Genomic DNA, 22,708 nt, shown 5'->3' with positions numbered 1-22,708 from the left:
TGCATAAGGGAGTGGTTAGATGACATTCAAAACGCATGAACTCACTGTAGATTTAGTAAATGCGACACCTACAAAAGAAATGAGTTTTTACCAGGGTGATGAAAATTCCGTTAAATTCATATTAAATATTAAAAATGAAGGGGAGAAATTAGATTTAAGCCAGGCGCAGGCAGTTCGAATCACTTTTAAAAAGCCTGATGGAACAACGGTATTTCAAGAGAATTGTAATCCGATTAATGTAATGGAGGGGAGATACCAAATTACATTAAAAACACAAACTCTAGCAGCGGTAGGAAATGTGTACGCGCAAGTTCGAATTTTTCTAGAGGATAGAAAGTTAGATGCAGAACCGTTTGTATTTACTGTTAAACAATCATATTCAAGTGATGATGTAGTTGAGTCCACAAATGAATTTACAATTATTCAAAAAGCAATTGAAGCAGGAGAGAAACTTGAAGGGGTAGACATTCAAGCGCTTGTTGAATCAAAAGAAACAGCAGAACAAGCAAAAGTAGCTGCCGCGCAAAACGCTAATCAAATTGGGGTTTTATCAGAAAAGACGTTTTATACAAGAAAGTCAAAACCAATTGTTATGGCTACGTTTGTTGACGATGATGGAAAACTGGAAGTATGGACAAAACTAAAACCAATATTTGAGCAATACGGGGTACCTTGTACATTAGCGATTATTGACAGTTGGATAAACAGACCAGATTGTTTATCTCTTGATCAAATTTTACAACTTCAAAACGTTCTCGGGTGGGAAATGGCTTCACACACAATCAATCATGTCCACTTGGCTGAAGTGGCTGCAACAAACTATAGCGAAGCCAAAAAAGAGATATTTGAAAGTAAGACTAATTTAATTAATAAAGGATTAAATATCGAATCTATTGTGTATCCATTCGGTGATGATTCTGAAGCGGTTCACGATTTGTCGCGTAATGCTTATTATGCTTCTGGTATTGATACACAGGAAGGGCTAAATACGATTCCTATTGAAACATTCCGTTTGCAACGTATTGCAATGGGGTCATATTTCGCGCCAACTTCTACAGAATATCCAATCACAACAACTTTTAATGATTACTATAAAAAGAGAATTGATGAAGCAATAGCCAAAAATGCTTGGATTATCTTTAAAATGCATTGTGCATCAGCAGAACATACGGAAGAACAACAAACTTACATTAGACAAACAATAGAATATTTACAATCAAAAGGTGTACCTATCGTGAATCTGCGCGATGGGTTAAAAGTGTTTAGAAATAGTATCGATTATGGAACAAGAAACAGTTCTAACAGTTATACAATTGTTGGTCCAGACGGTAAACTTCTTTCAGATCAAATTGGAACGAATTTGAGCGGAGAAACAAGTAATGTTAATACTCTTTTCAATACAGATATGTTTCCTAATAAAAAAGTGACGTGGAACTATGTTAGTTATGCAAATCGAGTTGGATGGCCAGAAAATAAAAGTGGAGTATTGATGACATACAATTTCCCTGATTCATCATATGTTTTCCAAATGTACTATCCAGTTGGAAGTAATAAGTACTATAAACGTAATTGGGATAACACAAATAAGGTTTGGTCAGCGTTTGAATTAGTGAGCGGTGTAGAAATTATCAAGAAAACAGCAAACAACGCTGTAACATCGACCCATACAATTACCGATCCAGTACTAGAATCAGGTAAAGTGACTTATGTTCCTATTAATACTGCAGGTGCAACAGGGTTTCCAAAGGATCAAGCAGGATTGCTCGTAGTGGATCGTACTAATGCAGCAAACGGCTATCAATTCGAGCGTTACTATCAGTATCAATCTAATAGACGTTACTTCAGAAATACGACTTCAGCGGGAGATTTCAAAGCTTGGGAAGAAAACGCACGAAAAGATGACACATATACAAAAACGTGTACATTTGGAGCAGTAGCAGCACAGTCTCATCTTGATTTTGATACTGGACTTACTGGGACAATCGGCGAATTTGTTCTGTTATCACCAACAAACGGAAAAATGTTGGATGGTGTGAATTTCACTGCGTATATCAATGATCAGAGCAAAATCATTGTACGAGCTATCAATTACACAGCAGTTGAAAAGACAGTAGCAAATAAAGATTTCCGTATTACCGTTATTAAAGCTTTTTAATAACATTCTATATCTTTAAAAATACACAAATAATACACCGTTAATACACAACGTTATTATATTCTATGAGAAATTACTTATAGAAATAAGAGGGTAGATATTATGGGAAAAGACGTTAATTTCTTTGTAGGGTTATTATGGGGTGGCTTATTTTCAATCGTTTTATGGATGGCACTTTTTCAATTGGTAACCCTATTCTAAAAAAGAATGTAAAATAAATAAAATTGAACAAAATACGGCTTTTATAACAAAAGAGAGACAATTAGATGTCTCTCTTTTTATTTTGAAATGAGGTGGTCAAAGTGGAAGGATTACAAGAAGTAAGAAGCGATGTTCAAGAAATAAAGCAAGATATCAAGGACATTCGTTTAGAAATTAAAAGTCTAGAGATGCGAACTACAGGTAATGAAAAAGATATTATCAATATCAACAAACAGTTAGATAAAATTAGTGCCAATACTACCTGGATCTTAAGACTTATTGTAGGTGGAATTATAGGCGCAGCACTTACTTTCTTAATGAAAGGAGGGGGTATGTAATGTTTGAAATTACTGTAATGATTGGAATTGTAGTTGGTCTTTCACAGATTGCAAAAACAATTGGATTACAAACAAAATATGTTCCGTTATTAAATTTAACGCTTGGCATTGTGCTAGGCGTTTTATTTTTGGGCGGAGATATCAAAACAAATGTATTTCAAGGAATCATCATTGGGCTATCAGCAAGTGGATTATTTGACCACACAAAAATTATGAAAAAGGATGTTGATGTGAAATGAAAAAGAAGTGGAAACATATTTCATCTATAGTTGTTGCTATGATTTTAGTATTATCAATTGGAACAAACGTATTTGCTGATAGAGTTTTAATTATTCCTGATTTGCCTAAACAATCATATCGCTATGGTGTTGGTGCTTACGAGGGAGTCGTAGCTCATTCTACAGCTACCCCAGAAGCTCCAGCTATTAATATTCAAAAATATGAGTCTCGTACATGGCGTTCAGCATTCGTTCACTATGCAGTTGATTGGAATGAAACTATTCAAATTGCTGATACAAAATACATTGCTTATGGTGCAGGGCCAGGCGCAAACAAAAGATTTGTACATGTAGAACTTTGTGAAACGGCTAATTATGAGAAGTTTAAACGTTCCTATGAAAAGTATGTTAGATTACTAGCTAAAATTTTAAAAGATAATGGTTTATCTGTAGAAAAAAGTTTATGGACTCACTATGATGTAACGAAGTATCTTGGCGGTACAGACCATGAAGATCCACTAGATTATTTGCGTAGTCATGGCGTTTCTGAATCTCAATTCAGAGCGGACGTGCGACGCGCGTATAATAATGGTCATGTATCAGTTCCAAATAAACCTTCTAATCCAGGTGAGTCGACTTCAAATGTGGAAGGAATTGCGTATGTTTTAGGATACAATGTGAATCTTCGCAAGGGGCCAGGAACAGATTATTCGGTTATTCGTCAATTAAACAAACCTGAAGCATACCAAGTATGGGGAGAGAAAGACGGATGGTTAAATCTTGGTGGAGACCAGTGGGTATATAATAACTCGTCTTATATCAAGTTTGAGAAGAAAGAGTCAGTTAATCCGATTGCAGGGAAACGTGTTGTGTCTAAAGCGGACAACCTACGTTTCTATGATTCTCCTTATTGGCAGGATAAAGATGTTGCTGGTACTTTAGATGCAGGCTTAGGATTTGCAATTGATGAAAAAGTAATGGTGAATGGTTTTCCGCAATATCGTGTACATAATTCTAAAGGGAAGACATTTTATATTACTGCTAGTGAGAAGTATGTGAGTGTGAAGTAATAGTAAAAGCCGACTCAAATTGATATGAGTCGGCTTTGTTACTTGCAACTTTACTCTTTACTGTTTATAGATTTTTTCAGTGTTTCAAGTGTCTACTTTAACCATTCTATAAGTGTTAAATTTAAACAGTGTATTTAATAATATGTTCTCATTTAAATGTTCAATTTATTTAATAATTTTTCTATTCTCTTTAATTCATTATTACTCTGTTCTACAAGATATTCATCAGGACATTCTTTCAATATATCAAAAAAGTTTTCTGCTCCTTTTAATAAAGTTACTAATAATTCATCTTTATTAAAACATGTTTTTTCTCCTGCAATAGATAATAAAATTTGCTCTTGCGAAATAACCTGCATTTTTACCTCTAAAGGTTGGTCTGGAAAATGAAAACTTACATCGTTTTGATTTTCAAACAATTCTTCAATTGCATTTATGAAATATGACCATAACTGATCAATCATATCCCATTCTTTAAATCCTAAAATAGTATTTCCGTAATAGTTTATTATTATTGCACCTTCCATATAATCAAAATCAATAACTAGTTCTAAACATTTCGTATTATCAAAATCTATGAAATATTCAAGAAAGTTACTTTCAATATTATCTAATGAAGTTATTATTTTATCATTTTTTATATATGATTTTACACTAATCATATTAACGTCTCCTCGGATTTCTATTTAGGATATAATTGTCCTATTCTGCCATTTTTAAATCCAACAATATATGTTATTCCATCTACTTTTCCCTCAATTTGATACATACCTTTTGTTCCTTTAGAAATAATCGTATCTCTATTCTTACTGATAACTTCTCCTGCTATATTTTGTATATCGGATATTGACAAATCTTTGTTTAAAAATGATTGTTCTTTTTTTACTGAACCATCCCAATAATCTGGATGATGTCTTTCTAAAACATGTTTCATGCCTTTTTTATCAAACATTATTTTGTTTCCATCAACATTCCATTTTTTTGATGTGTAATTATCTAAATCATTAATAATTTTTTCTGGTTTTGCAGCTTTACTTGGCCCTTTACCACCACCAGAAGACGAAGAAGACTCGAATTTTTGAAGAGTATCCTTGGCATTTTGAATCGATTTATCCCAAACCAATCCACCATGTACAACAGCACCAACACCAGCCGCTGTAGCAGCTGCATCTAATGGAAGAACAATTGGTGATGCTAACCCACCACTTCCTACTTCTGCGGCGAATGTTAAGAAATTAGCCCCACCTATGACCGAAATACCTTCAAAAATTTCTACAATAGATCCTGCCGTTGATATAACATGTCCAGTAAATCTTCCAGCTTGATAAGTTGCTTCGCTTTCTAATTTATCATTATCAGGTGGTGTTAGTCCAATATAGTCTTCAGCTACTGCACTACCAGCGCCTTGTATAAAGTCCCAAGCACCTTCATAAATATCTTCGACACCATGTTTAAACTTATCTAGTAAAGATTCATCTTTTTTCTCACTATTTAATGGACCACACATTGCTCCTTCTTCAATTGAACTACCATTTAAAAGATTGTCGGCCTGACGCTTCCTATCTTCTTCAATCGCCTGAATGGAAGTCGTCCACTCCATATTCAACCCTTGTGTACTAAACGTGCCACTTGCAGGACTAAAGCCTTTTCCACTTTGGACTTCGGCAAGGCCAGTAGCAATACTAGCTGCTAGTTGAAGGGCCGTACTGTAGTTATTACTGGATGTATAATTGAATTCATATAAATGCTCTAATTTTTCTTCAAGTTTTTTTCTCATCGCAACTAAAACAGCCACAATTGCGTCTATTCCAGGCATTGGCATTGGCATAGCTACATCTATCGCTTCTATACTTGCAATCGATTGATTGATTTCCTGTATTTGTTCTCTTATTTCTTGTTCGATAACATCTGTTGAAGCTACTTGTGATTGAAAATCGTGTGGAAAGGCATTATTTTGACGGATTAATTCTTCACATAAGTAAATGATTCCTTGCGCTAAAGGACGAAAGGTTTGTACAAAAAATGATTTTGCACTGCTATACGTTTGTCCTTGTAGAACAGTATCAATTGCAAAAGCGTCAATCGACTGAATGGCTTGTTCCATACCTTGAATGGTAGCCGTACATACAGCATTCATGCTTTGAGTTTGGCTTTGTACTTCTCCCAAATACATATTTAAACTCATGCATTGACCTCCCTTGCTAATTGTTGTTGCTGGTAGGATAGGTCGTCTTCTAAATCACTAAGGTCTCGTCTTTCTTTAAGCAATGTTTCTTTTTGGTTTTCCAATTCGAATGTAAGTTTTCGTTCGATGTGTTGTGCTTCTTGACGCATATTCATAAAAAAATGAGATAATTCTCTATCGCCGTGCCAAGTTTCTAGAATTCGGTTAAATAAACGATTACTTCGATTTCTCCATTCGTGAAAATCTGCTTCCGCGTGTTCTTGAGTTTGAATTGCAGATTGATTCCAATCCTGTTCTTTGAATACACTTTGTAATTTTTGATTCAATTGATTGATTTGTTTTTCAATATCTTGACTCATCTTTTTCCTCCTACCGTTTTACTTTTACGAAGGTGGTCACATTAGCGAAAAGTGTTGTGAAGCTCGTGATCCATTTTCTCAAACTCTTTGGCTACCGAATGAATATTATCGACCGCTTGTTGAAAGGCAGTGGAAAATTGTTTCGTAAAATCTAACATTTGTTGATTCGCTTCTTGTGCTTTGGAATTAACAGATATTGTAGTACGCGCCGCCTTTGTTATAGAACGATTTGTTGCACTTTGGATGGTATCCGACGCTGCTCTCATCTGCGTAGCGATTTGTTGTGCCGATTGAAAATTACTTTGAAATTGTCCCATCGTATAAACCCTTTCCATATTTCTATGAACGTATTAAAGAAGGGGAGTGCCTAGTATGTATGTCCATTATCCTATTGTTCTTTATAGGAACCCTCCTGGGAAAATATTGCAGATATAATTATAACAATAAATGGTTAAAGTTTCCTCAAAAAAAATGTATTTTACAACATATGTGTTTGTTATAGTTCTCAATAGGTAATGTAGTATAACGTAGAGGTAAAACACTAATGGGAAAGTAATAAATTGATGCTAATGATTTATGTATACAATTTAGATAATTAAACAAATTTAATTTCTCATGTTGTTTACATATATAATAGAAGGTAATGAAAAAACTACACATTTTCATTGTTGCTACCATGTTGGCGTCAACCTCATGCGCCTAATGGCTACAAAAAACATCTACTTCGTCCCATTCGGTCAAGACGCACCAGAGAAAAAACCGAACTCAATGGTAGCTCGTATGGAGCTGCTGGAAGATACAGTATTAGAAGCACTGCAAGGGAAGCAATTGCAACCAGTTGTCGTAGAAAAATTCAGATATATGAATTAAAAAACGAAAAAAAACGGACAATTTTTGATGAAACCATCATTCTTACTGTAGAATATGATAAAATTAACGTTATTAAGATTAGAAGGGGTATTGTATACTCCTTCTGATTCTAAGTTATAGAAGGATTGGTATCTAGAAAGGGGCATAGTGATGGAAAAGCAAAAAACTTTTCATGTCGCTGTAGTTGGAGCAACCGGCGCAGTTGGTGAACAAATGTTAAACACTTTAGAGAAACGAGAATTTCCAATCGGAAAATTAACGTTACTTTCATCTAAACGATCTGCAGGTAAGAAACTTGTATTTAAAGGCGAAGAATTTACAGTTCAAGAGGCAACTCCTGAAAGTTTTGAAGGAGTAGATATCGCGCTATTTAGTGCTGGTGGATCTGTATCGAAACAATTAGCGCCAGAAGCAGCAAAACGCGGTGCGATTGTTGTTGATAATACAAGTGCATTCCGTATGACAGAAAACGTGCCACTTGTTGTACCTGAAGTAAATGAAAACGACTTAAAAGAACATAATGGAATTATTGCAAATCCAAACTGTTCTACAATTCAAATGGTAGTAGCTCTTGAGCCAGTTCGACAGCAATATGGTTTAAAACGAGTAATCGTTTCCACATACCAAGCTGTATCAGGTGCTGGTGCGGCAGCGATTGAAGAACTTCATGAACAATCACAAGCAATCTTAAATGGGGAAGAAGTTAAAGCGAATGTTTTACCTGTATCAGGTGACAAGAAGCATTTCCAAATCGCTTTTAATGCGATTCCGCAGATTGATAAATTCCAAGATAATGGATTTACATTTGAAGAAATGAAAATGATTAATGAAACGAAAAAAATTATGCATATGCCTGAACTAGAAGTAGCAGCAACATGTGTACGTTTACCAGTTGTATCAGGACACTCTGAGTCTGTTTACATCGAAGTAGAAAAAGAAGGCGTAACAGTAGAAGAATTAAAGAACTTACTTGCAAATGCGGAAGGTATTGTTCTGCAAGATAATCCAGAAGAGCAATTATATCCAATGCCGGCTACTGCAGTAGGTAAAAACGAAGTATTCGTTGGAAGAATCCGTAAAGATTTAAATAACGATAAAGGATTCCATCTTTGGGTCGTATCTGATAACTTATTAAAAGGCGCTGCATGGAATTCTGTTCAAATTGCAGAGCGCTTAGTAAAATTACAATTAGTGTAAACGGCTAAGAGAAGGTGCAAAATATGAAAATTATTGTTCAAAAATTTGGTGGCACATCCGTACGTGATGAAAATGGACGTAAGCATGCGCTTCATCATATAAAAAAATCGCTAGATGCGGGTTATAAAGTAGTTACTGTCGTATCTGCTATGGGCCGTAAAGGTGAACCATATGCTACTGATACTTTGTTAAGTCTTGTAAACCAAGAGGAATCTACTATTTCTAAACGTGAGCAAGATTTATTACTATCATGCGGAGAATTAATCTCAGCAATCGTTTTCTCTAACATGTTAAATGAGAACGGTATAAAAGCAGCAGCATTAAATGGTGCACAAGCTGGTTTTGTAACAAATGATGATTTTACGAATGCTAAGATTATTGAAATGAATTGTGATCGTATACATGAAGAGTTAGAAGATGTAGATGTAATCGTTGTGACAGGATTCCAAGGGCAAACGAAAAAAGGTGATACGACAACACTTGGACGCGGCGGTAGTGATACTTCAGCTTCAGCGTTAGGTGTTGCGCTTCATGCTGAATATATTGATATCTTCACAGATGTAGAAGGTGTTATGACTGCGGATCCTCGTATCGTAAAAGATGCACGTCACCTTCAAACTGTAACGTATAACGAAATTTGTAACATGGCATATCAAGGTGCAAAAGTCGTTCATCCACGTGCAGTTGAAATTGCGATGCATGCAAAAGTACCACTTCGTGTACGTTCTACGTATTCTGATAGTGAAGGTACGCTTATTTCAGCATCTGACGGTGCTACAAAAGGCCGTGATGTAGAAGAACGTCCTGTTACAGGTATCGCACATGTATCAAATGTAACGCAAATTAAAGTGCTTGCAAAAGAAACAGCATATGATTTGCAACAGCATGTGTTTAAAGAAATGGCAAACGAAGGAATCAGTGTCGATTTAATTAACATTTCACCTACTGGTGTAGCTTATACGGTGAGTGATAATGTATCGAATCGTGCAGTTGAATTATTAAAGAACCTTGGATACGAGCCAATTGTGACAGAGCATTGTGCAAAAGTATCTATTGTAGGAGCTGGAATGGCAGGATACCCAGGGGTTACTGCGAAAATCGTTACAGCTTTAGCGGAAAAAGGTATTCAAATCTTGCAATCAGCAGATAGTCATACGACAATTTGGGTTCTTGTAAAAGAAACTGATTTAGTGGAGGCTGTAAATGCATTACATAGTGCATTTGAGCTTTCAAAAGAAAAGCAACTGGAACAGTAAGGAGTGAGACCATGATAGATTTTGGGACAATTGCAACCGCGATGGTAACTCCGTTTGATATAAACGGGAATATCGATTTTGCAAAGACAACAAAATTGGTAAATTATTTAATTGATAACGGTACAACAGCAATCGTGGTAGGAGGAACGACAGGAGAATCTCCTACATTAACTTCAGAAGAAAAAGTAGCGTTATATCGCCATGTCGTATCTGTTGTCGATAAAAGGGTGCCCGTAATCGCTGGAACAGGTAGCAATAATACGCATGCTTCTATTGAATTAACTAAAAAGGCAACAGAAGTTGGTGTTGATGCAGTAATGCTAGTAGCGCCGTATTATAACAAGCCGAGTCAAGAAGGAATGTATCAGCATTTTAAAGCAATTGCTGAAAGCACGCCGCTTCCGGTTATGCTATATAACGTTCCAGGACGATCTATTGTACAAATCTCTGTTGATACAGTTGTTCGTTTATCAGAAATAGAAAACATTGTTGCGATTAAAGATGCAGGCGGCGATGTGTTGACAATGACAGCAATCATTGAAAAAACAGCGGACGACTTTGCAGTATACAGCGGTGATGACGGTTTAACTTTACCGGCTATGGCAGTTGGAGCGAAAGGTATCGTTTCTGTAGCATCTCATGTTATCGGAAATGAAATGCAAGAAATGATTGCAGCATTCCAAGCAGGAGAGTTCAAAAAGGCGCAAAAATTACATCAATTACTTGTCAGAGTAACAGATTCATTATTTATGGCGCCAAGCCCAACTCCAGTGAAAACAGCGTTACAAATGGTAGGATTAGATGTAGGTTCTGTACGTTTACCACTTCTTCCGTTAACAGAAGAAGAAAGAGTAACATTACAGTCTGTTATGCAATCTATTCCTCGTTAATAAAAAATGACCTAGTGTGAAGCTAGGTCATTTTTTATTGGCATGAAAATGTTTGCCTCTCCTTTCTCACGATTTCACTTGTGTTCTATTTCTTGTATCAGGTATAATATGGCTAAGTAGCTTAGTACGGGTATGCTTAGCAAAATTGGTAAAAATTATAATTTGGTTAAATTTTCATATCATATCGAATAAGATATTTGATTTATATAATGAAAGAGAGGTGAAACCTGGTTTAAAAAATAAACAAGGACATGATATCGCATAACGGTAAGGACATTCGTCTTGGACGGTGAATATATGGTGGTTGTAGAGTTTCCCCTGGTGTCTCTGCAATTTTAGTGAAATCAGTGTTTGCAAGATTTTTAAACCAGGCAACAACATGAAGAGAAAAGAGAATGAGTCTGTTAAAGTATTTGCTCTTGGTGGAGTAGGTGAAATCGGGAAAAACATGTACTGTGTTGAAATTGATTCTGAAATTTTTATTGTAGATGCAGGGTTAATGTTCCCAGGAGATGAAATGTTTGGAATTGATATCGTTATTCCTGATATTACATATTTAGTGGAAAATCAAGAGCGAGTAAAAGGTTTATTTATTACTCACGGTCATGAAGATCATATTGGTGGAATTGTTTACGTACTTCGTAAATTATCAATTCCAGTGTATGCAACGAAATTAACGGTAGGACTTATACAAGAAAAACTTGGCGAAGCGGGCATGTTAGGCCGTGTAGACTTAAAAACAATCGACGCCAATTCAACAGTAGAGTTTAATACTACAACAGTGTCATTCTTTGGAACGACACATAGTATTCCAGATTCTGTTGGTGTTTGTTTCCATACATCAAAAGGTGCTGTCGTATATACAGGAGACTTTAAATTTGATCAAACTCCAATTGGAAATAGTGGAGCAGACCTTGGGAAAATGGCGCAAATCGGAAATGAAGGCGTACTTTGCTTATTATCTGATAGTACAAATGCTGAGCGTCCAGGCTATACAGGTTCGGAAAAAGAAGTTGGCGTAGAGATTTCTAAAGTGTTCTACGGTGCAGAAGGTCGAATTATCGTTGCTTCATTTGCATCGAATGTACACCGTATTCAACAAGTGTTTGATGCGGCTGCTGAAACGGGCAGAAAAGTAGCAGTAGTGGGACGTAGTATGGTGAAAGTAGTAGATATTGCTAGACGTCTTGGTTATTTAGATGTTCCAGAGGGTATGGTTATTTCACTGCAAGAAGTAGATAACTTCCCAGAGAAAAAGGTAGCTATTTTGACAACAGGTAGTCAAGGTGAGCCGATGGCAGCCCTTTCTAGAATGGCGAAGCAAGCGCATAAACAAATTTCAATTCGTAAAGGTGATACTGTTATTATTGCGGCTTCTCCAATTCCAGGTAATGAAATTTCTGTATCGAAAATTATTGACTTATTATTTAGAGCTGGAGCGGAAGTTGTTTATTACGGTGAAAGAAAAGTTCACGTTTCAGGTCACGGTAGTCAAGAAGAATTAAAACTAATGTTAAATTTAATGAAACCGAAGTATTTTGTACCCGTACATGGTGAGTTCCGTATGCAAAAAGCACATGCATATTTAGCTGAAGATGTAGGTATTGCGAGAGAAAATATCTTTATCGTAGAAAAAGGCGATGTAATTGCTTTTGGTGACGATGAAGCAAACTTAGTTGGCAAAGTACAAGCTGGTAATGTATTAATTGATGGATTAGGTGTCGGTGACGTTGGTAATATCGTACTTCGAGATAGAAAGATGTTATCTCAAGATGGAATTTTAGTAGTTGTTGTAACACTTGGTAAAGATGAAAAGAAAATAATCTCTGGTCCAGAAATTATTTCACGTGGCTTTGTATATGTTCGTGAATCAGAAGCGTTAATTGACAGATCTACAGAGATTGTACGCATGATTGTTGAGCAGTCAATTAAAGAGTATTCGATTGAATGGTCTATGTTAAAACAAAATATTCGTGAATTATTAGGACAGTTCTTGTACGAAGAGACAAAGAGAAAACCTATGATTTTACCGATTATTATGGAAGTATAAAAAAGGTCACCTTTACGGGTGATCTTTTTTCTTTTTTAACTCCATCGAATGAAATTTATAACTTAAGAAATAATAGTGATATACGAGTGAAAGGGGATGCGATATGACAGAACGTGAGCGTAATACAAATGAAGAGAAAGAAGCTGAACCAAAAGAAACGGGGAAAGAAGCTTCGATAGTAGAGAAAATTCAACAACTTGGACAAACAAATGTACCACAAATGAATGAATCACGTATTCATTGTTTAACAATCGTTGGGCAAGTAGAAGGTCATGTTCAGTTGCCTCCGCAAAACAAAACAACAAAATATGAGCATATCATTCCTCAAATTGTCGCGATTGAACAAAATCCAAAAATTGAAGGGTTACTTTTAATATTGAACACAGTTGGAGGCGATGTTGAAGCTGGGCTAGCAATTTCTGAGATGGTAGCTTCCCTTTCAAAACCAACGGTATCTCTTGTTTTAGGCGGGGGGCATTCTATTGGTGTGCCAATCGCTGTCTCTACCGATTATTCATTTATTGCGGAAACTGCGACAATGACAATTCATCCAATTCGTTTAACAGGTCTTGTCATAGGTGTGCCACAAACATTTGAGTATTTGGATAAAATGCAAGAAAGGGTCATTCGATTTGTGACGAAGCATTCGAAAGTAACGGAAGATCGTTTTAAAGAGCTGATGTTTGCGAAGGGGAATTTAACGCGGGATATTGGAACGAACGTAATTGGTGGGGATGCAGTGAAATATGGTCTTATAGACGATGTTGGTGGTATTGGCAGTGCGCTACGAAAATTGAACGAATTAATAGATACACGTATGGATGGGCATGCAGAAGGGACAATGTTACAATGATTTTATATACAATTATGCCAGAGCAACTTGTGTATCCAGCCGATTATTCACAGTGTGAAAGCCAAAAAATTATAAATGTAAATGGTGTGGAATTAATGGTTTCTGAAGAGGAACATGGGTGTTATTCTGTTGTACGTGTATTAAGTACGAATCCGTTTGACTACTTAGATTATGAGCCTGGACAGAAAATAACCTTTTAGCAAAAAGAAGGATTTTGCTTAGAAGCTATGGTATAATATAAAAAACAAGACGGTTGAGCAGCCATGAGTAGGCTGCTTTCTTCTGTTTATTTAGCATTTTACAGGAAGTGTAAAAATAGAAGATATAAAGACCTGAAAAAATAGAGAAAACAGGTATATAAGTAGTGCTTTTTTAAAAGGAAGTTTTTCTTATATGCAGAACGTGAGGTGAAGAAATGGCAAAACAAAAGCAAAGAGGGACGAAGGCAAAAGCAAGACGTACGATAAAGCCAACTTTGTATTATGAAATCGTCGGTTTAACTCTTTTTGCACTTTCAATCATTACGATTTTACAGCTAGGTGTTGTAGGGAAATCGTTTGTGTTATTTTTTCGCTTCTTCTTTGGTGAGTGGTACATAATTGGTGTGTTAGGTGTAATAGCTTTATCGGTTTCATTTGTTATAAAACGTGGATGGCCGAACCTTTTAAATAAAAGGTTAATTGGATTTTATTTAATTGTATTGGCGATATTAATGTTTAGTCATATTACATTATTTAACCTACTTACGAAAGATGGAGCAGTGCAAAATACTTCTGTTATCGTGAGCACGAAAGATAACTTCTTTCTTGAAATGAAAAAGGGACCAGATAGTGTTCATTTAGGTGGTGGTATGTTTGGTGCGCTTATGTTCGCAACATGTTATTTCTTATTTGATGAAGTAGGAGCCTATATTATTGGAATTATATTAGTTATTCTTGGAATACTTTGTATAACCAATAAACATATTGGAGAAGTGTTAGCTCCGGTTGGTAGAATCCTTAGAAGTCAATTTGAAGTAATGCAAGGAGATTATAAAGATTGGAGATCCAAAAGAACCGCTGAACAAACAGAAAAGAAAAAAACAACAAGAAGCACAAGGCGTGAACGTGTTGTGGAGCGAGAAGAAGCTATTGAACCAGTAGAGGAGATAGAAATTGGACCGCCAATTATTTCAAACTTTACTGAGAATTATCCAGTAAGCGAAGAGATAGAAGAGCGCATAGAAGAAAATGATTTAATTACTTCACCGATTATTGAAGAGCCAGCTCCGTCTAAGCCAGTAGAGCAACCGCAAAAGAAACGTGGAGAAAAAATCGTTGAATCGTTAGAGGGTGAAACGCAAGCACCTCCTATGCAATTTTTAAATGTGGAAAATAAAGACTATAAGCTTCCTCCTCTTGATATATTGAAATTTCCGAAAAATAAACAAGTGACGAATGAAAATGCGGAGATTTATGAAAATGCTCGTAAATTAGAACGGACATTCCAAAGTTTTGGTGTGAAAGCGAAAGTAACCAAAGTACATAGAGGTCCGGCAGTTACGAAGTATGAAGTATATCCGGATATGGGAGTGAAGGTAAGTAAAATTGTTAGTTTAAGTGATGATTTAGCGCTTGCATTAGCGGCGAAAGATATTCGTATTGAAGCACCTATTCCCGGGAAATCAGCGGTAGGGATTGAGGTTCCGAATTCGGAAGTTTCTATGGTAACGCTTAGAGAAGTTCTAGATTCTAAGGCTAATAATCATCCGGAAGAAAAACTATTAATTGGTCTTGGACGAGACATTACAGGGGAAGCTGTATTGGCTCGTTTAAATAAAATGCCCCATTTACTAGTAGCTGGTGCGACTGGTAGTGGGAAAAGTGTATGTATTAACGGTATTATTGTTAGTATTTTAATGCGTGCAAAACCGCATGAAGTAAAATTAATGATGATTGATCCAAAAATGGTAGAGCTCAATGTATATAATGGTGTTCCGCACTTGTTAACACCAGTTGTAACTGATCCGAAAAAGGCGTCACAGGCTTTGAAAAAAGTTGTGAGTGAGATGGAGCGTCGTTACGAATTATTTGCTCATAGTGGCACGCGTAACATTGAAGGATATAATGATTATATTAAAGAGCACAACAGTCAATCAGAAGCAAAACAACCTGAATTACCTTATATTGTAGTAATTGTGGACGAGCTAGCAGACTTAATGATGGTCGCTTCTTCAGATGTAGAGGATGCAATTATGCGCTTAGCACAAATGGCACGTGCTGCTGGTATTCATTTAATTATCGCGACGCAACGTCCGTCAGTTGATGTTATTACCGGTGTTATTAAAGCAAATATTCCATCGCGTATTGCATTCGCTGTATCTTCTCAAACGGATTCGCGTACAATTCTTGACGGTGGTGGTGCAGAGAAGCTGCTAGGTCGAGGGGATATGCTGTTCATACCAATTGGTGCATCGAAGCCTGTGCGTGTACAAGGTGCATTTTTATCAGACGATGAAGTTGAAAGAGTTGTAGAATATGTTATTGGACAGCAAAAAGCACAATATCAAGAAGATATGATTCCGCAAGATGTTCCTGATGTAAAACAGGAAGTAGAAGATGAATTATATGATGAAGCAGTTCAACTTGTAGTGGAAATGCAAACGGCCTCTGTTTCTATGTTGCAACGTAGATTTAGAGTAGGTTATACGCGAGCTGCTCGTTTAATTGACGCAATGGAAATGAACGGTGTAGTAGGTCCTTATGAAGGTAGTAAACCGAGAGAAGTACTCATTAATGATGTGCAAGAAAAAAGTTCTTAAAAAAAGCCTAATTGTTTTTACAATTAGGCTTTTTTATATGCTATTTTTGTTATATACTATAGTCAGCACTAAAGAAAGGGCTTACATTTTGGTAGTATCTTTAGAATACGAATACTATGAGTATGATTTTTATAAATGTTCGATATTCGATGTAGAAAAATGTTAAATTTTGTTGACACGTATGGGAGCAAGTGGTAAGATTACTTCGAAAAGAATCACTGCCTCATATAATCTTGGAGATAAGGTCCATAAGTTTCTACCTAGCAACCATGAATTGCTGGACTATGAGGGGAAAAGTGTGTAACAAAGGATGTAAGAAATCTTTGTGCCGAACTTTTTCTCGATATGAGGAATGTTTATGGTACAAAGTTTTTTTTATGGAGTAAAGAGTGAAAATTTATTCTTGAAAAATTATTAATATTTATTCGACAATTGTACTTATTTGGAGTATTGAGTAATTTTCTATGTTGTAAGTTGAAAAAAGAGAAAAGAAGTCTTACATCAGAGGTCGAATAATTGAAATGCGGGGGAGTCTTATGTCAGTAAAATCCGATAGTCGTCATCTATATTTACGGGTGATAGATCACATTAAAGAAAAAATTAAAGATGGGGCTTACAAAGAAAGACAAAAGTTACCGTCAGAGTTTGATTTAGCGAAAGAACTTGGCGTAAGTAGAGCAACTTTAAGGGAAGCACTGCGTATTTTAGAGGAAGAAAATGTTGTTATTCGTAGACACGGTGTGGGGACATTTGTAAATGCGAAACCGTTGTTTTCTTCAGGAATTGAGCAACTTTCTAGTATTACAGATATGATTTCTAGTGTGGGGAAAACACCGGGAACAATCTTTTTATCATCATCTACAACAACTTTAACAGAAGAAGAAAAAGAGAAATTTAATTGTGAAGATGGATTTAATGCAGTAATGATTGAGCGTGTGCGTACAGCAGATGGAGAACCAGTTGTATATTGCGTTGATAAACTGGCAAAAGAGATTTTACCAGATTTAGCTGGATACAATGAGGAATCGTTGCTTACCGTTATACATAATAATACGCACAAACGTATTACGTACGCGGTTGCTCACATTGAGCCAATAGGTTATCATCCGAAAATTTCACCAATTTTAGAATGTGAACCTGAAACGGCGCTGCTAGTTTTAAAGCAAATGCATTATGATCAAAATGATGAACCAATCTTGTACTCTATCAATTACTTTAGAGCTGATAAGTTTAGCTTCCACGTATTAAGAAAGCGTATGTAGGCAAGTTCCATTTTAGGGAGGTGACAGCAAGAAGTTAGGGACGGCAGCGTAAGAATAAAGAGATATATTTATTATTTTAGGAGGGGTTTCTAGTATGAAGAAAAAAACAGGTCTATTATTATCGTTAACGTTAGCAGCAAGTACAGTTTTAGGTGCATGTGGTAATTCGGATAAAGCGGATAGCGACAAAAAAGGTGATAAAGAGTTTAAAGTTGGTATGGTTACAGACGTTGGGGGCGTTGATGATAAATCATTTAACCAATCAGCTTGGGAAGGTTTAACGAAATTTGGTAAAGAAAACGATTTAAAGAAAAATGAAGGATATCGTTACCTTCAATCAAGTAAAGATGCAGACTATATTCCAAACTTAACAAAATTTGCGAAAGATCACTATAACACAACATTTGGTATTGGATTTTTAATGCAAGACTCAATTGAAAAGGTTGCAAAACAATATCCGAAAGAGCAATTTGCAATTGTAGATACTGTTGTAAAAGAACCGAATGTAACAAGTATTACATTTAAAGATCATGAAGGTTCATTCTTAGTTGGTGCTGTAGCGGCAATGACAACAAAATCAAATAAAGTTGGTTTTATTGGTGGTGTGAAGAGCCCATTAATTACAAAGTTTGAATCAGGTTTTAAAGCGGGAGCGAAAGCAGTAAATCCAAATATCGAAATTGTAGCGCAATATGCAGATGCATTTGACAAACCAGAAAAAGGATCTGTATTAGCTTCAGCAATGTACGGTGGTGGAGTTGACGTAATTTATCATGCTTCAGGTGCGACTGGTAACGGTGTATTCACAGAAGCGAAAAACCGTAAGAAAAAAGGTGAAAATGTTTGGGTAATCGGTGTTGACCGTGACCAACATCAAGAAGGTATGCCTGAAAACGTAACATTAACTTCAATGGTAAAACGCGTTGATATTGCGGTAGAAAAAGTAGCACAAGAAGCGAAAGATGGTAAGTTAGAAGGCGGTAAAGTAGAAGAGTTTGGTTTAAAAGATGATGGTGTTGGTATCGCGAAATCAACTGACAATGTGAAAAAAGTAAACCCAGAAATCTTAACAAAAGTAGAAGAGTTTGAGAAGAAAATCACTGACGGTGAAATTAAAGTGCCTGCGACTGACGAAGAATATAAAGCATATGAAGCTTCTCTAAAGAAATAATAATAGAGAGATAGCAAAGGTTAGTTCTTAGAACTAACCTTTGTATATATAAAAATACCTTTAATAGACTGCAATTGGGGAGTGTTCCCTGCTAGAAGGAGGAACAAAATGGAATACGTAATTGAGATGAACAATATTACAAAAGTATTCCCAGGCATTGTAGCGAATGATGATATTACGCTGCAAGTAAAACAGGGAGAGATACACGCTTTACTTGGAGAAAATGGTGCAGGGAAATCAACGTTGATGAATGTACTGTTCGGTTTGTATCAACCAGAACAGGGCGAAATTAAAATTAAAGGAAACCCTGTGAAAATTACAAATCCGAATATAGCAAATGACCTTGGAATTGGGATGGTCCATCAACATTTTATGCTTGTTCATAATTTTACAGTTACAGAGAATATTATTCTTGGAAATGAGCCGAAGAAAAAAGGAAGAATTGCTGTTGAAGAGGCTGCGAAAGAAATTAAACAATTATCTGAACAGTACGGTTTAGCGGTTGATCCAAATGCAAAGATTGAAGATATTTCAGTTGGGATGCAGCAAAGGGTTGAAATATTAAAAACGCTTTATCGTGGCGCGGAGATTTTAATATTTGATGAACCAACTGCGGTGTTAACTCCTCAAGAAATTCATGAGTTGATTCAAATTATGAAAAAACTTGTACAAGAAGGAAAATCTATCATTCTTATTACACATAAGTTGAAAGAAATTATGGAAGTTTGCGACCGTTGCACAATTATTCGTAAAGGTAAAGGAATTGGTACAGTTGACGTTGCAGAAATGAATGAACATAAACTTGCAGAGTTAATGGTCGGACGTCAAGTGAATTTTAAAACAGAAAAAATAGAGGCTAAACCGAAAGAAGAGGTTCTATCTGTTTCGAATATTGTCGTTCGTGATGCACGCCAATTACCTGCTGTAAAAGGCCTTGACTTAACTGTTCGTGCAGGAGAAATCGTTGGTATTGCAGGGATTGATGGAAACGGACAAAGTGAATTAATAGAGGCAATTACTGGTTTACGAAAAGTTGAGTCAGGTTCTATTGCAATTAAAGGTAAAGAAATAACGAATTGGCCTGTTCGAAGAATTACAGAGGAAGGAATTGGTCATATTCCAGAAGATCGTCATAAACACGGCCTTGTGCTTGATTTCTCTGTTAGAGATAATATAGTTTTGCAAACGTACTATAAAAATCCGTTCTCAAAGAAAGGGATTTTAAACTTTAGTCAAATCACACAAAAAGCAAAAGCGCTTATTGAACAGTTTGATGTGCGTACACCCGGTGAACACACGTTAACTCGCGCACTATCTGGTGGAAACCAGCAAAAGGCAATTATCGCACGTGAAGTGGATCGTAATCCAGATTTATTAATTGCAGCACAGCCAACACGTGGTTTAGATGTAGGTGCGATTGAATTTATTCATAAAAAATTAATCGAGCAAAGAGATAAGGGGAAAGCAGTATTGCTTCTATCGCTAGAACTGGATGAAATTTTAAATGTAAGTGATCGAGTTGCAGTTATATATGAAGGGAAAATTGTAGCAATTGTTGATGCAAAAGAAACAAATGAACAACAGCTTGGTTTGTTGATGGCTGGCGGAACGGAGAAAGAGAAGGTGAATACAAATGGCTAAAAAATTTTTAACGGAGCGAACAATTAATATTTTAGTTCCTGTATTATCCGTTATTTTTGGTTTACTTGTTGGTGCCATTGTAATGTTGGTTAGTGGATATGATCCAATTGTTGGGTATGCAGCGCTTTGGGAAGGGATGGCTGGAAGTCCACAAGCAATTGGAGAAACATTACGTACGATGATTCCGCTTGTATTAGCAGGACTTTCTGTAGCATTTGCATTCCGTACAGGTCTTTTTAACATCGGAGTAGAAGGGCAGTTATTAGTCGGTTGGCTTGCTGCTGTTTGGTTTGGATATGCAGTATCATTACCGGCAATTTTACATATTCCGTTGTCAATTTTAGTAGCGGCAATAGCTGGTGGGCTATGGGGGTTTATCCCGGGATATTTGAAAGGAAAATTTAAAGTAAATGAAGTAATCGTAACGATTATGATGAATTATATTGCACTTTACGTGACGTATGATTTAATTAAGCGCTTTTTACATGAGGCGAATGAGAAGTCATATGATATAAAATCTAGTGCTTCTTTATCTTCTGAATGGTTATCTTCTTTAACAGATGGTTCTCGTTTGCACTGGGGAATTATCGTAGCGATATTAGTTGCAATTATTATGTGGTTCTTATTGGACAGAACGACATTAGGATACGAATTGAAATCTGTTGGATTCAATCAACATGCTTCTCAGTATGCGGGTATGAAAGTTTCTCGAAATGTTGTACTATCTATGACGATTGCAGGTGCATTTGCAGGGATTGGTGGTGCTATGGAAGGGCTTGGTACATTCCAAAACATGACGGCGATGTCTTCGTTTACTGGTATTGGATTTGATGGGATTGCGGTAGCGCTTCTAGGAGGAAATAATCCATTTGGCATATTATTATCAGCTTTACTGTTCGGTGGTTTGAAAAGTGCAGCCCCACAAATGAATTTTGAAGCAGATGTACCTTCTGAGTTAATTAACGTTATTATTGCATGTATTATTTTCTTTGTAGCGTGCAGTTATGTTTTACGTTGGGCACTTACACGTATGAGCAAGGAGGGGAAATAAATGAGCTTTTTAGATATTTTAGCCATTCTTGTGACGGGTACGTTATATACGGCAGCGCCACTTATTTTTACGGCGTTAGGTGGAGTGTTCAGTGAACGTTCTGGGGTTGTAAACATAGCGTTAGAAGGTTTGATGTTATTTGGTGCATTTACTGGTGTTGTTACAACGTTATTAATGGGGGATACGTGGGGAGCAATGACTCCTTGGATCGCGCTATTATTTGCAGCGATTGGTAGTGGGTTATTTGCACTTCTTCATGCAGTAGCATGCATTACATTCCGTGCGGATCAAGTAGTGAGCGGGGTAGCGATTAACTTCTTAGCTCTTGGTTTAACAGTGTTTGCGATTAAGAAAATCTTTGGCAAAGGACAAACTGATTTCATTCAATATCGTATTGAAAAAATCGATGTTCCGGGTCTTTCTGATATTCCGGTAATCGGAAAAATCTTTTTCTCAAATGTACCGTTAACATCATATATTGCCATTATTTTAGCGTTTGTCGTTTGGTATATTATTTATAAAACGCCATTCGGTCTTCGTTTACGTGCTGTTGGTGAACATCCAATGGCAGCGGATACGATGGGGATTAATGTATATAAAATGCGTTATATTGCAGTTTGTATATCTGGAATGTTTGCAGGGGTTGGTGGCGCGGTCTTCGCTATGTCGATCTCTGGTAACTTCTCAGGTGCTACAATTACGGGACAAGGTTTCTTAGCATTAGCAGCCATGATTTTTGGTAAATGGAATCCACTCGGTGCTCTTGGAGCGGCTCTGTTCTTCGGATTTGCCCAATCACTAGGAATAACAGGTGGTACAATTCCGGTACTAAAAGAAATTCCAAGTGTATTCTTAACGATATTACCATATGTATTCACAATATTAGCACTTGTTGGCTTTGTTGGTCGTTCGGAAGCGCCGAAAGCGTTAGGAACTCCTTATGAAAAAGGAAAACGATAAGAATTTTGTAAGCATAAAAAAGCTCGCACATTAGTGCGGGCTTTTTTACATAGAATATGTTTAATACGGGATTTTTCCATATTCCTTACATACTAAAGTTTTTAGAAAAGATTGTATGTAAGCATAATAAGGGAGAAAAGTTGATTTTATATTTCTAAAAACTGTATATTGAAGAGGAATA

General features: G+C 36.3%; 20 protein-coding genes, 1 pseudogene and 1 riboswitch. Of the genes and pseudogenes, 17 read left to right on the top strand and 4 right to left on the bottom strand.

Translation table 11 applies throughout. The annotated features are described in order from the left end of the window. Positions 1–19 precede the first annotated feature (19 nt). The 4 genes from COE49_RS21330 to COE49_RS21315 all read left to right on the top strand — a co-directional run bounded on the left by COE49_RS21330 (position 20) and on the right by COE49_RS21315 (position 3,982). The gene (locus tag COE49_RS21330; RefSeq protein WP_098946067.1) at positions 20–2,155 is read left to right on the top strand and encodes a BppU family phage baseplate upper protein; all 2,136 of its coding nucleotides are present in this window, start codon (positions 20–22) and stop codon (positions 2,153–2,155) included. Between the two features lie 302 nt (positions 2,156–2,457). Continuing rightward, positions 2,458–2,694: a hemolysin XhlA family protein gene (locus COE49_RS21325; RefSeq protein WP_000398737.1), complete on the top strand. Its 237-nt coding sequence runs from the start codon at positions 2,458–2,460 to the stop codon at positions 2,692–2,694. Further along, positions 2,694–2,933: a holin gene (locus tag COE49_RS21320; protein ID WP_098946066.1), complete on the top strand. Its 240-nt coding sequence runs from the start codon at positions 2,694–2,696 to the stop codon at positions 2,931–2,933. Before COE49_RS21325 ends, COE49_RS21320 begins: the two co-directional genes overlap by 1 nt. Then, the gene (locus tag COE49_RS21315; protein WP_098946065.1) at positions 2,930–3,982 is read left to right on the top strand and encodes an N-acetylmuramoyl-L-alanine amidase; all 1,053 of its coding nucleotides are present in this window, start codon (positions 2,930–2,932) and stop codon (positions 3,980–3,982) included. Before COE49_RS21320 ends, COE49_RS21315 begins: the two co-directional genes overlap by 4 nt. A gap of 152 nt (positions 3,983–4,134) precedes the next feature. Here the strand turns inward: COE49_RS21315 and COE49_RS21310 are convergent, their stop codons facing one another. Genes COE49_RS21310 through COE49_RS21295 form a run of 4 tightly spaced genes read right to left on the bottom strand, consistent with a single transcriptional unit; the run spans position 4,135 to position 6,843 of the window. Further along, positions 4,135–4,644, bottom strand: coding sequence for a hypothetical protein (locus COE49_RS21310; RefSeq protein ID WP_098946064.1), 510 nt, complete (start codon positions 4,642–4,644; stop codon positions 4,135–4,137). Between the two features lie 20 nt (positions 4,645–4,664). Continuing rightward, entirely contained in the window at positions 4,665–6,167 is a 1,503-nt protein-coding gene (locus tag COE49_RS21305; protein ID WP_098946063.1) for a T7SS effector LXG polymorphic toxin, read from the bottom strand. Next, the gene (locus COE49_RS21300) at positions 6,164–6,526 is read right to left on the bottom strand and encodes a DUF3958 family protein (protein ID WP_098946062.1); all 363 of its coding nucleotides are present in this window, start codon (positions 6,524–6,526) and stop codon (positions 6,164–6,166) included. Before COE49_RS21300 ends, COE49_RS21305 begins: the two co-directional genes overlap by 4 nt. A 41-nt stretch (positions 6,527–6,567) precedes the next feature. Further along, positions 6,568–6,843, bottom strand: coding sequence for a TIGR04197 family type VII secretion effector (locus COE49_RS21295; RefSeq protein ID WP_098946061.1), 276 nt, complete (start codon positions 6,841–6,843; stop codon positions 6,568–6,570). A 364-nt stretch (positions 6,844–7,207) separates the two neighbouring features. On the opposite strand from COE49_RS21295, the pseudogene spoVFB reads away from it, so the two are divergent. The 13 genes and pseudogenes from spoVFB to COE49_RS21225 all read left to right on the top strand — a co-directional run. After that, positions 7,208–7,396: pseudogene (gene spoVFB, locus COE49_RS21290) on the top strand (dipicolinate synthase subunit B); the annotation flags it as partial. A gap of 150 nt (positions 7,397–7,546) precedes the next feature. Beyond that, positions 7,547–8,593 carry an aspartate-semialdehyde dehydrogenase gene (gene asd / locus COE49_RS21285; RefSeq protein WP_000414855.1) on the top strand — a complete coding sequence of 349 codons (1,047 nt, stop codon included), beginning with the start codon at positions 7,547–7,549 and terminating at the stop codon, positions 8,591–8,593. A gap of 23 nt (positions 8,594–8,616) precedes the next feature. Continuing rightward, on the top strand, positions 8,617–9,849 hold the full coding sequence (gene dapG / locus COE49_RS21280) for an aspartate kinase (RefSeq protein ID WP_088230090.1): 1,233 nt from the start codon (positions 8,617–8,619) through the stop codon (positions 9,847–9,849). An 11-nt stretch (positions 9,850–9,860) separates the two neighbouring features. Next, positions 9,861–10,739 carry a 4-hydroxy-tetrahydrodipicolinate synthase gene (gene dapA, locus COE49_RS21275; protein ID WP_088230089.1) on the top strand — a complete coding sequence of 293 codons (879 nt, stop codon included), beginning with the start codon at positions 9,861–9,863 and terminating at the stop codon, positions 10,737–10,739. 379 nt (positions 10,740–11,118) lie between these two features. Further along, positions 11,119–12,789 (top strand): ribonuclease J, encoded by a 1,671-nt coding sequence (locus COE49_RS21270; protein WP_088230088.1) that lies wholly within the window; start codon positions 11,119–11,121, stop codon positions 12,787–12,789. 103 nt (positions 12,790–12,892) lie between these two features. After that, on the top strand, positions 12,893–13,642 hold the full coding sequence (tepA, locus tag COE49_RS21265) for a translocation-enhancing protein TepA (protein WP_088230087.1): 750 nt from the start codon (positions 12,893–12,895) through the stop codon (positions 13,640–13,642). Further along, on the top strand, positions 13,639–13,842 hold the full coding sequence (locus COE49_RS21260; protein ID WP_088230086.1) for a YlzJ-like family protein: 204 nt from the start codon (positions 13,639–13,641) through the stop codon (positions 13,840–13,842). The genes tepA and COE49_RS21260 overlap by 4 nt, the downstream gene beginning before the upstream one ends. A 215-nt stretch (positions 13,843–14,057) precedes the next feature. Next, positions 14,058–16,442, top strand: coding sequence for a DNA translocase FtsK (locus COE49_RS21255; RefSeq protein ID WP_088230085.1), 2,385 nt, complete (start codon positions 14,058–14,060; stop codon positions 16,440–16,442). A 203-nt stretch (positions 16,443–16,645) separates the two neighbouring features. Beyond that, positions 16,646–16,747, top strand: a riboswitch (purine riboswitch). 231 nt (positions 16,748–16,978) lie between these two features. Then, complete coding sequence (locus tag COE49_RS21245) at positions 16,979–17,704, top strand: GntR family transcriptional regulator (protein WP_088230083.1); 726 nt, start codon at positions 16,979–16,981, stop codon at positions 17,702–17,704. Between the two features lie 94 nt (positions 17,705–17,798). Further along, on the top strand, positions 17,799–18,875 hold the full coding sequence (locus COE49_RS21240; RefSeq protein WP_088230082.1) for a BMP family lipoprotein: 1,077 nt from the start codon (positions 17,799–17,801) through the stop codon (positions 18,873–18,875). Between the two features lie 108 nt (positions 18,876–18,983). Then, positions 18,984–20,516: an ABC transporter ATP-binding protein gene (locus tag COE49_RS21235; RefSeq protein WP_088230081.1), complete on the top strand. Its 1,533-nt coding sequence runs from the start codon at positions 18,984–18,986 to the stop codon at positions 20,514–20,516. Further along, the gene (locus COE49_RS21230; protein WP_088230080.1) at positions 20,509–21,567 is read left to right on the top strand and encodes an ABC transporter permease; all 1,059 of its coding nucleotides are present in this window, start codon (positions 20,509–20,511) and stop codon (positions 21,565–21,567) included. Before COE49_RS21235 ends, COE49_RS21230 begins: the two co-directional genes overlap by 8 nt. Then, entirely contained in the window at positions 21,568–22,527 is a 960-nt protein-coding gene (locus COE49_RS21225) for an ABC transporter permease (RefSeq protein ID WP_088230079.1), read from the top strand. The last annotated feature ends 181 nt before the right edge of the window (positions 22,528–22,708 follow it).

Source organism: Bacillus sp. AFS029637, from assembly GCF_002584985.1.
In the GTDB taxonomy this organism is placed as follows: Bacteria; Bacillota; Bacilli; order Bacillales; family Bacillaceae_G; genus Bacillus_A.
This window is presented reverse-complemented; position numbering and strand designations above follow the sequence as displayed.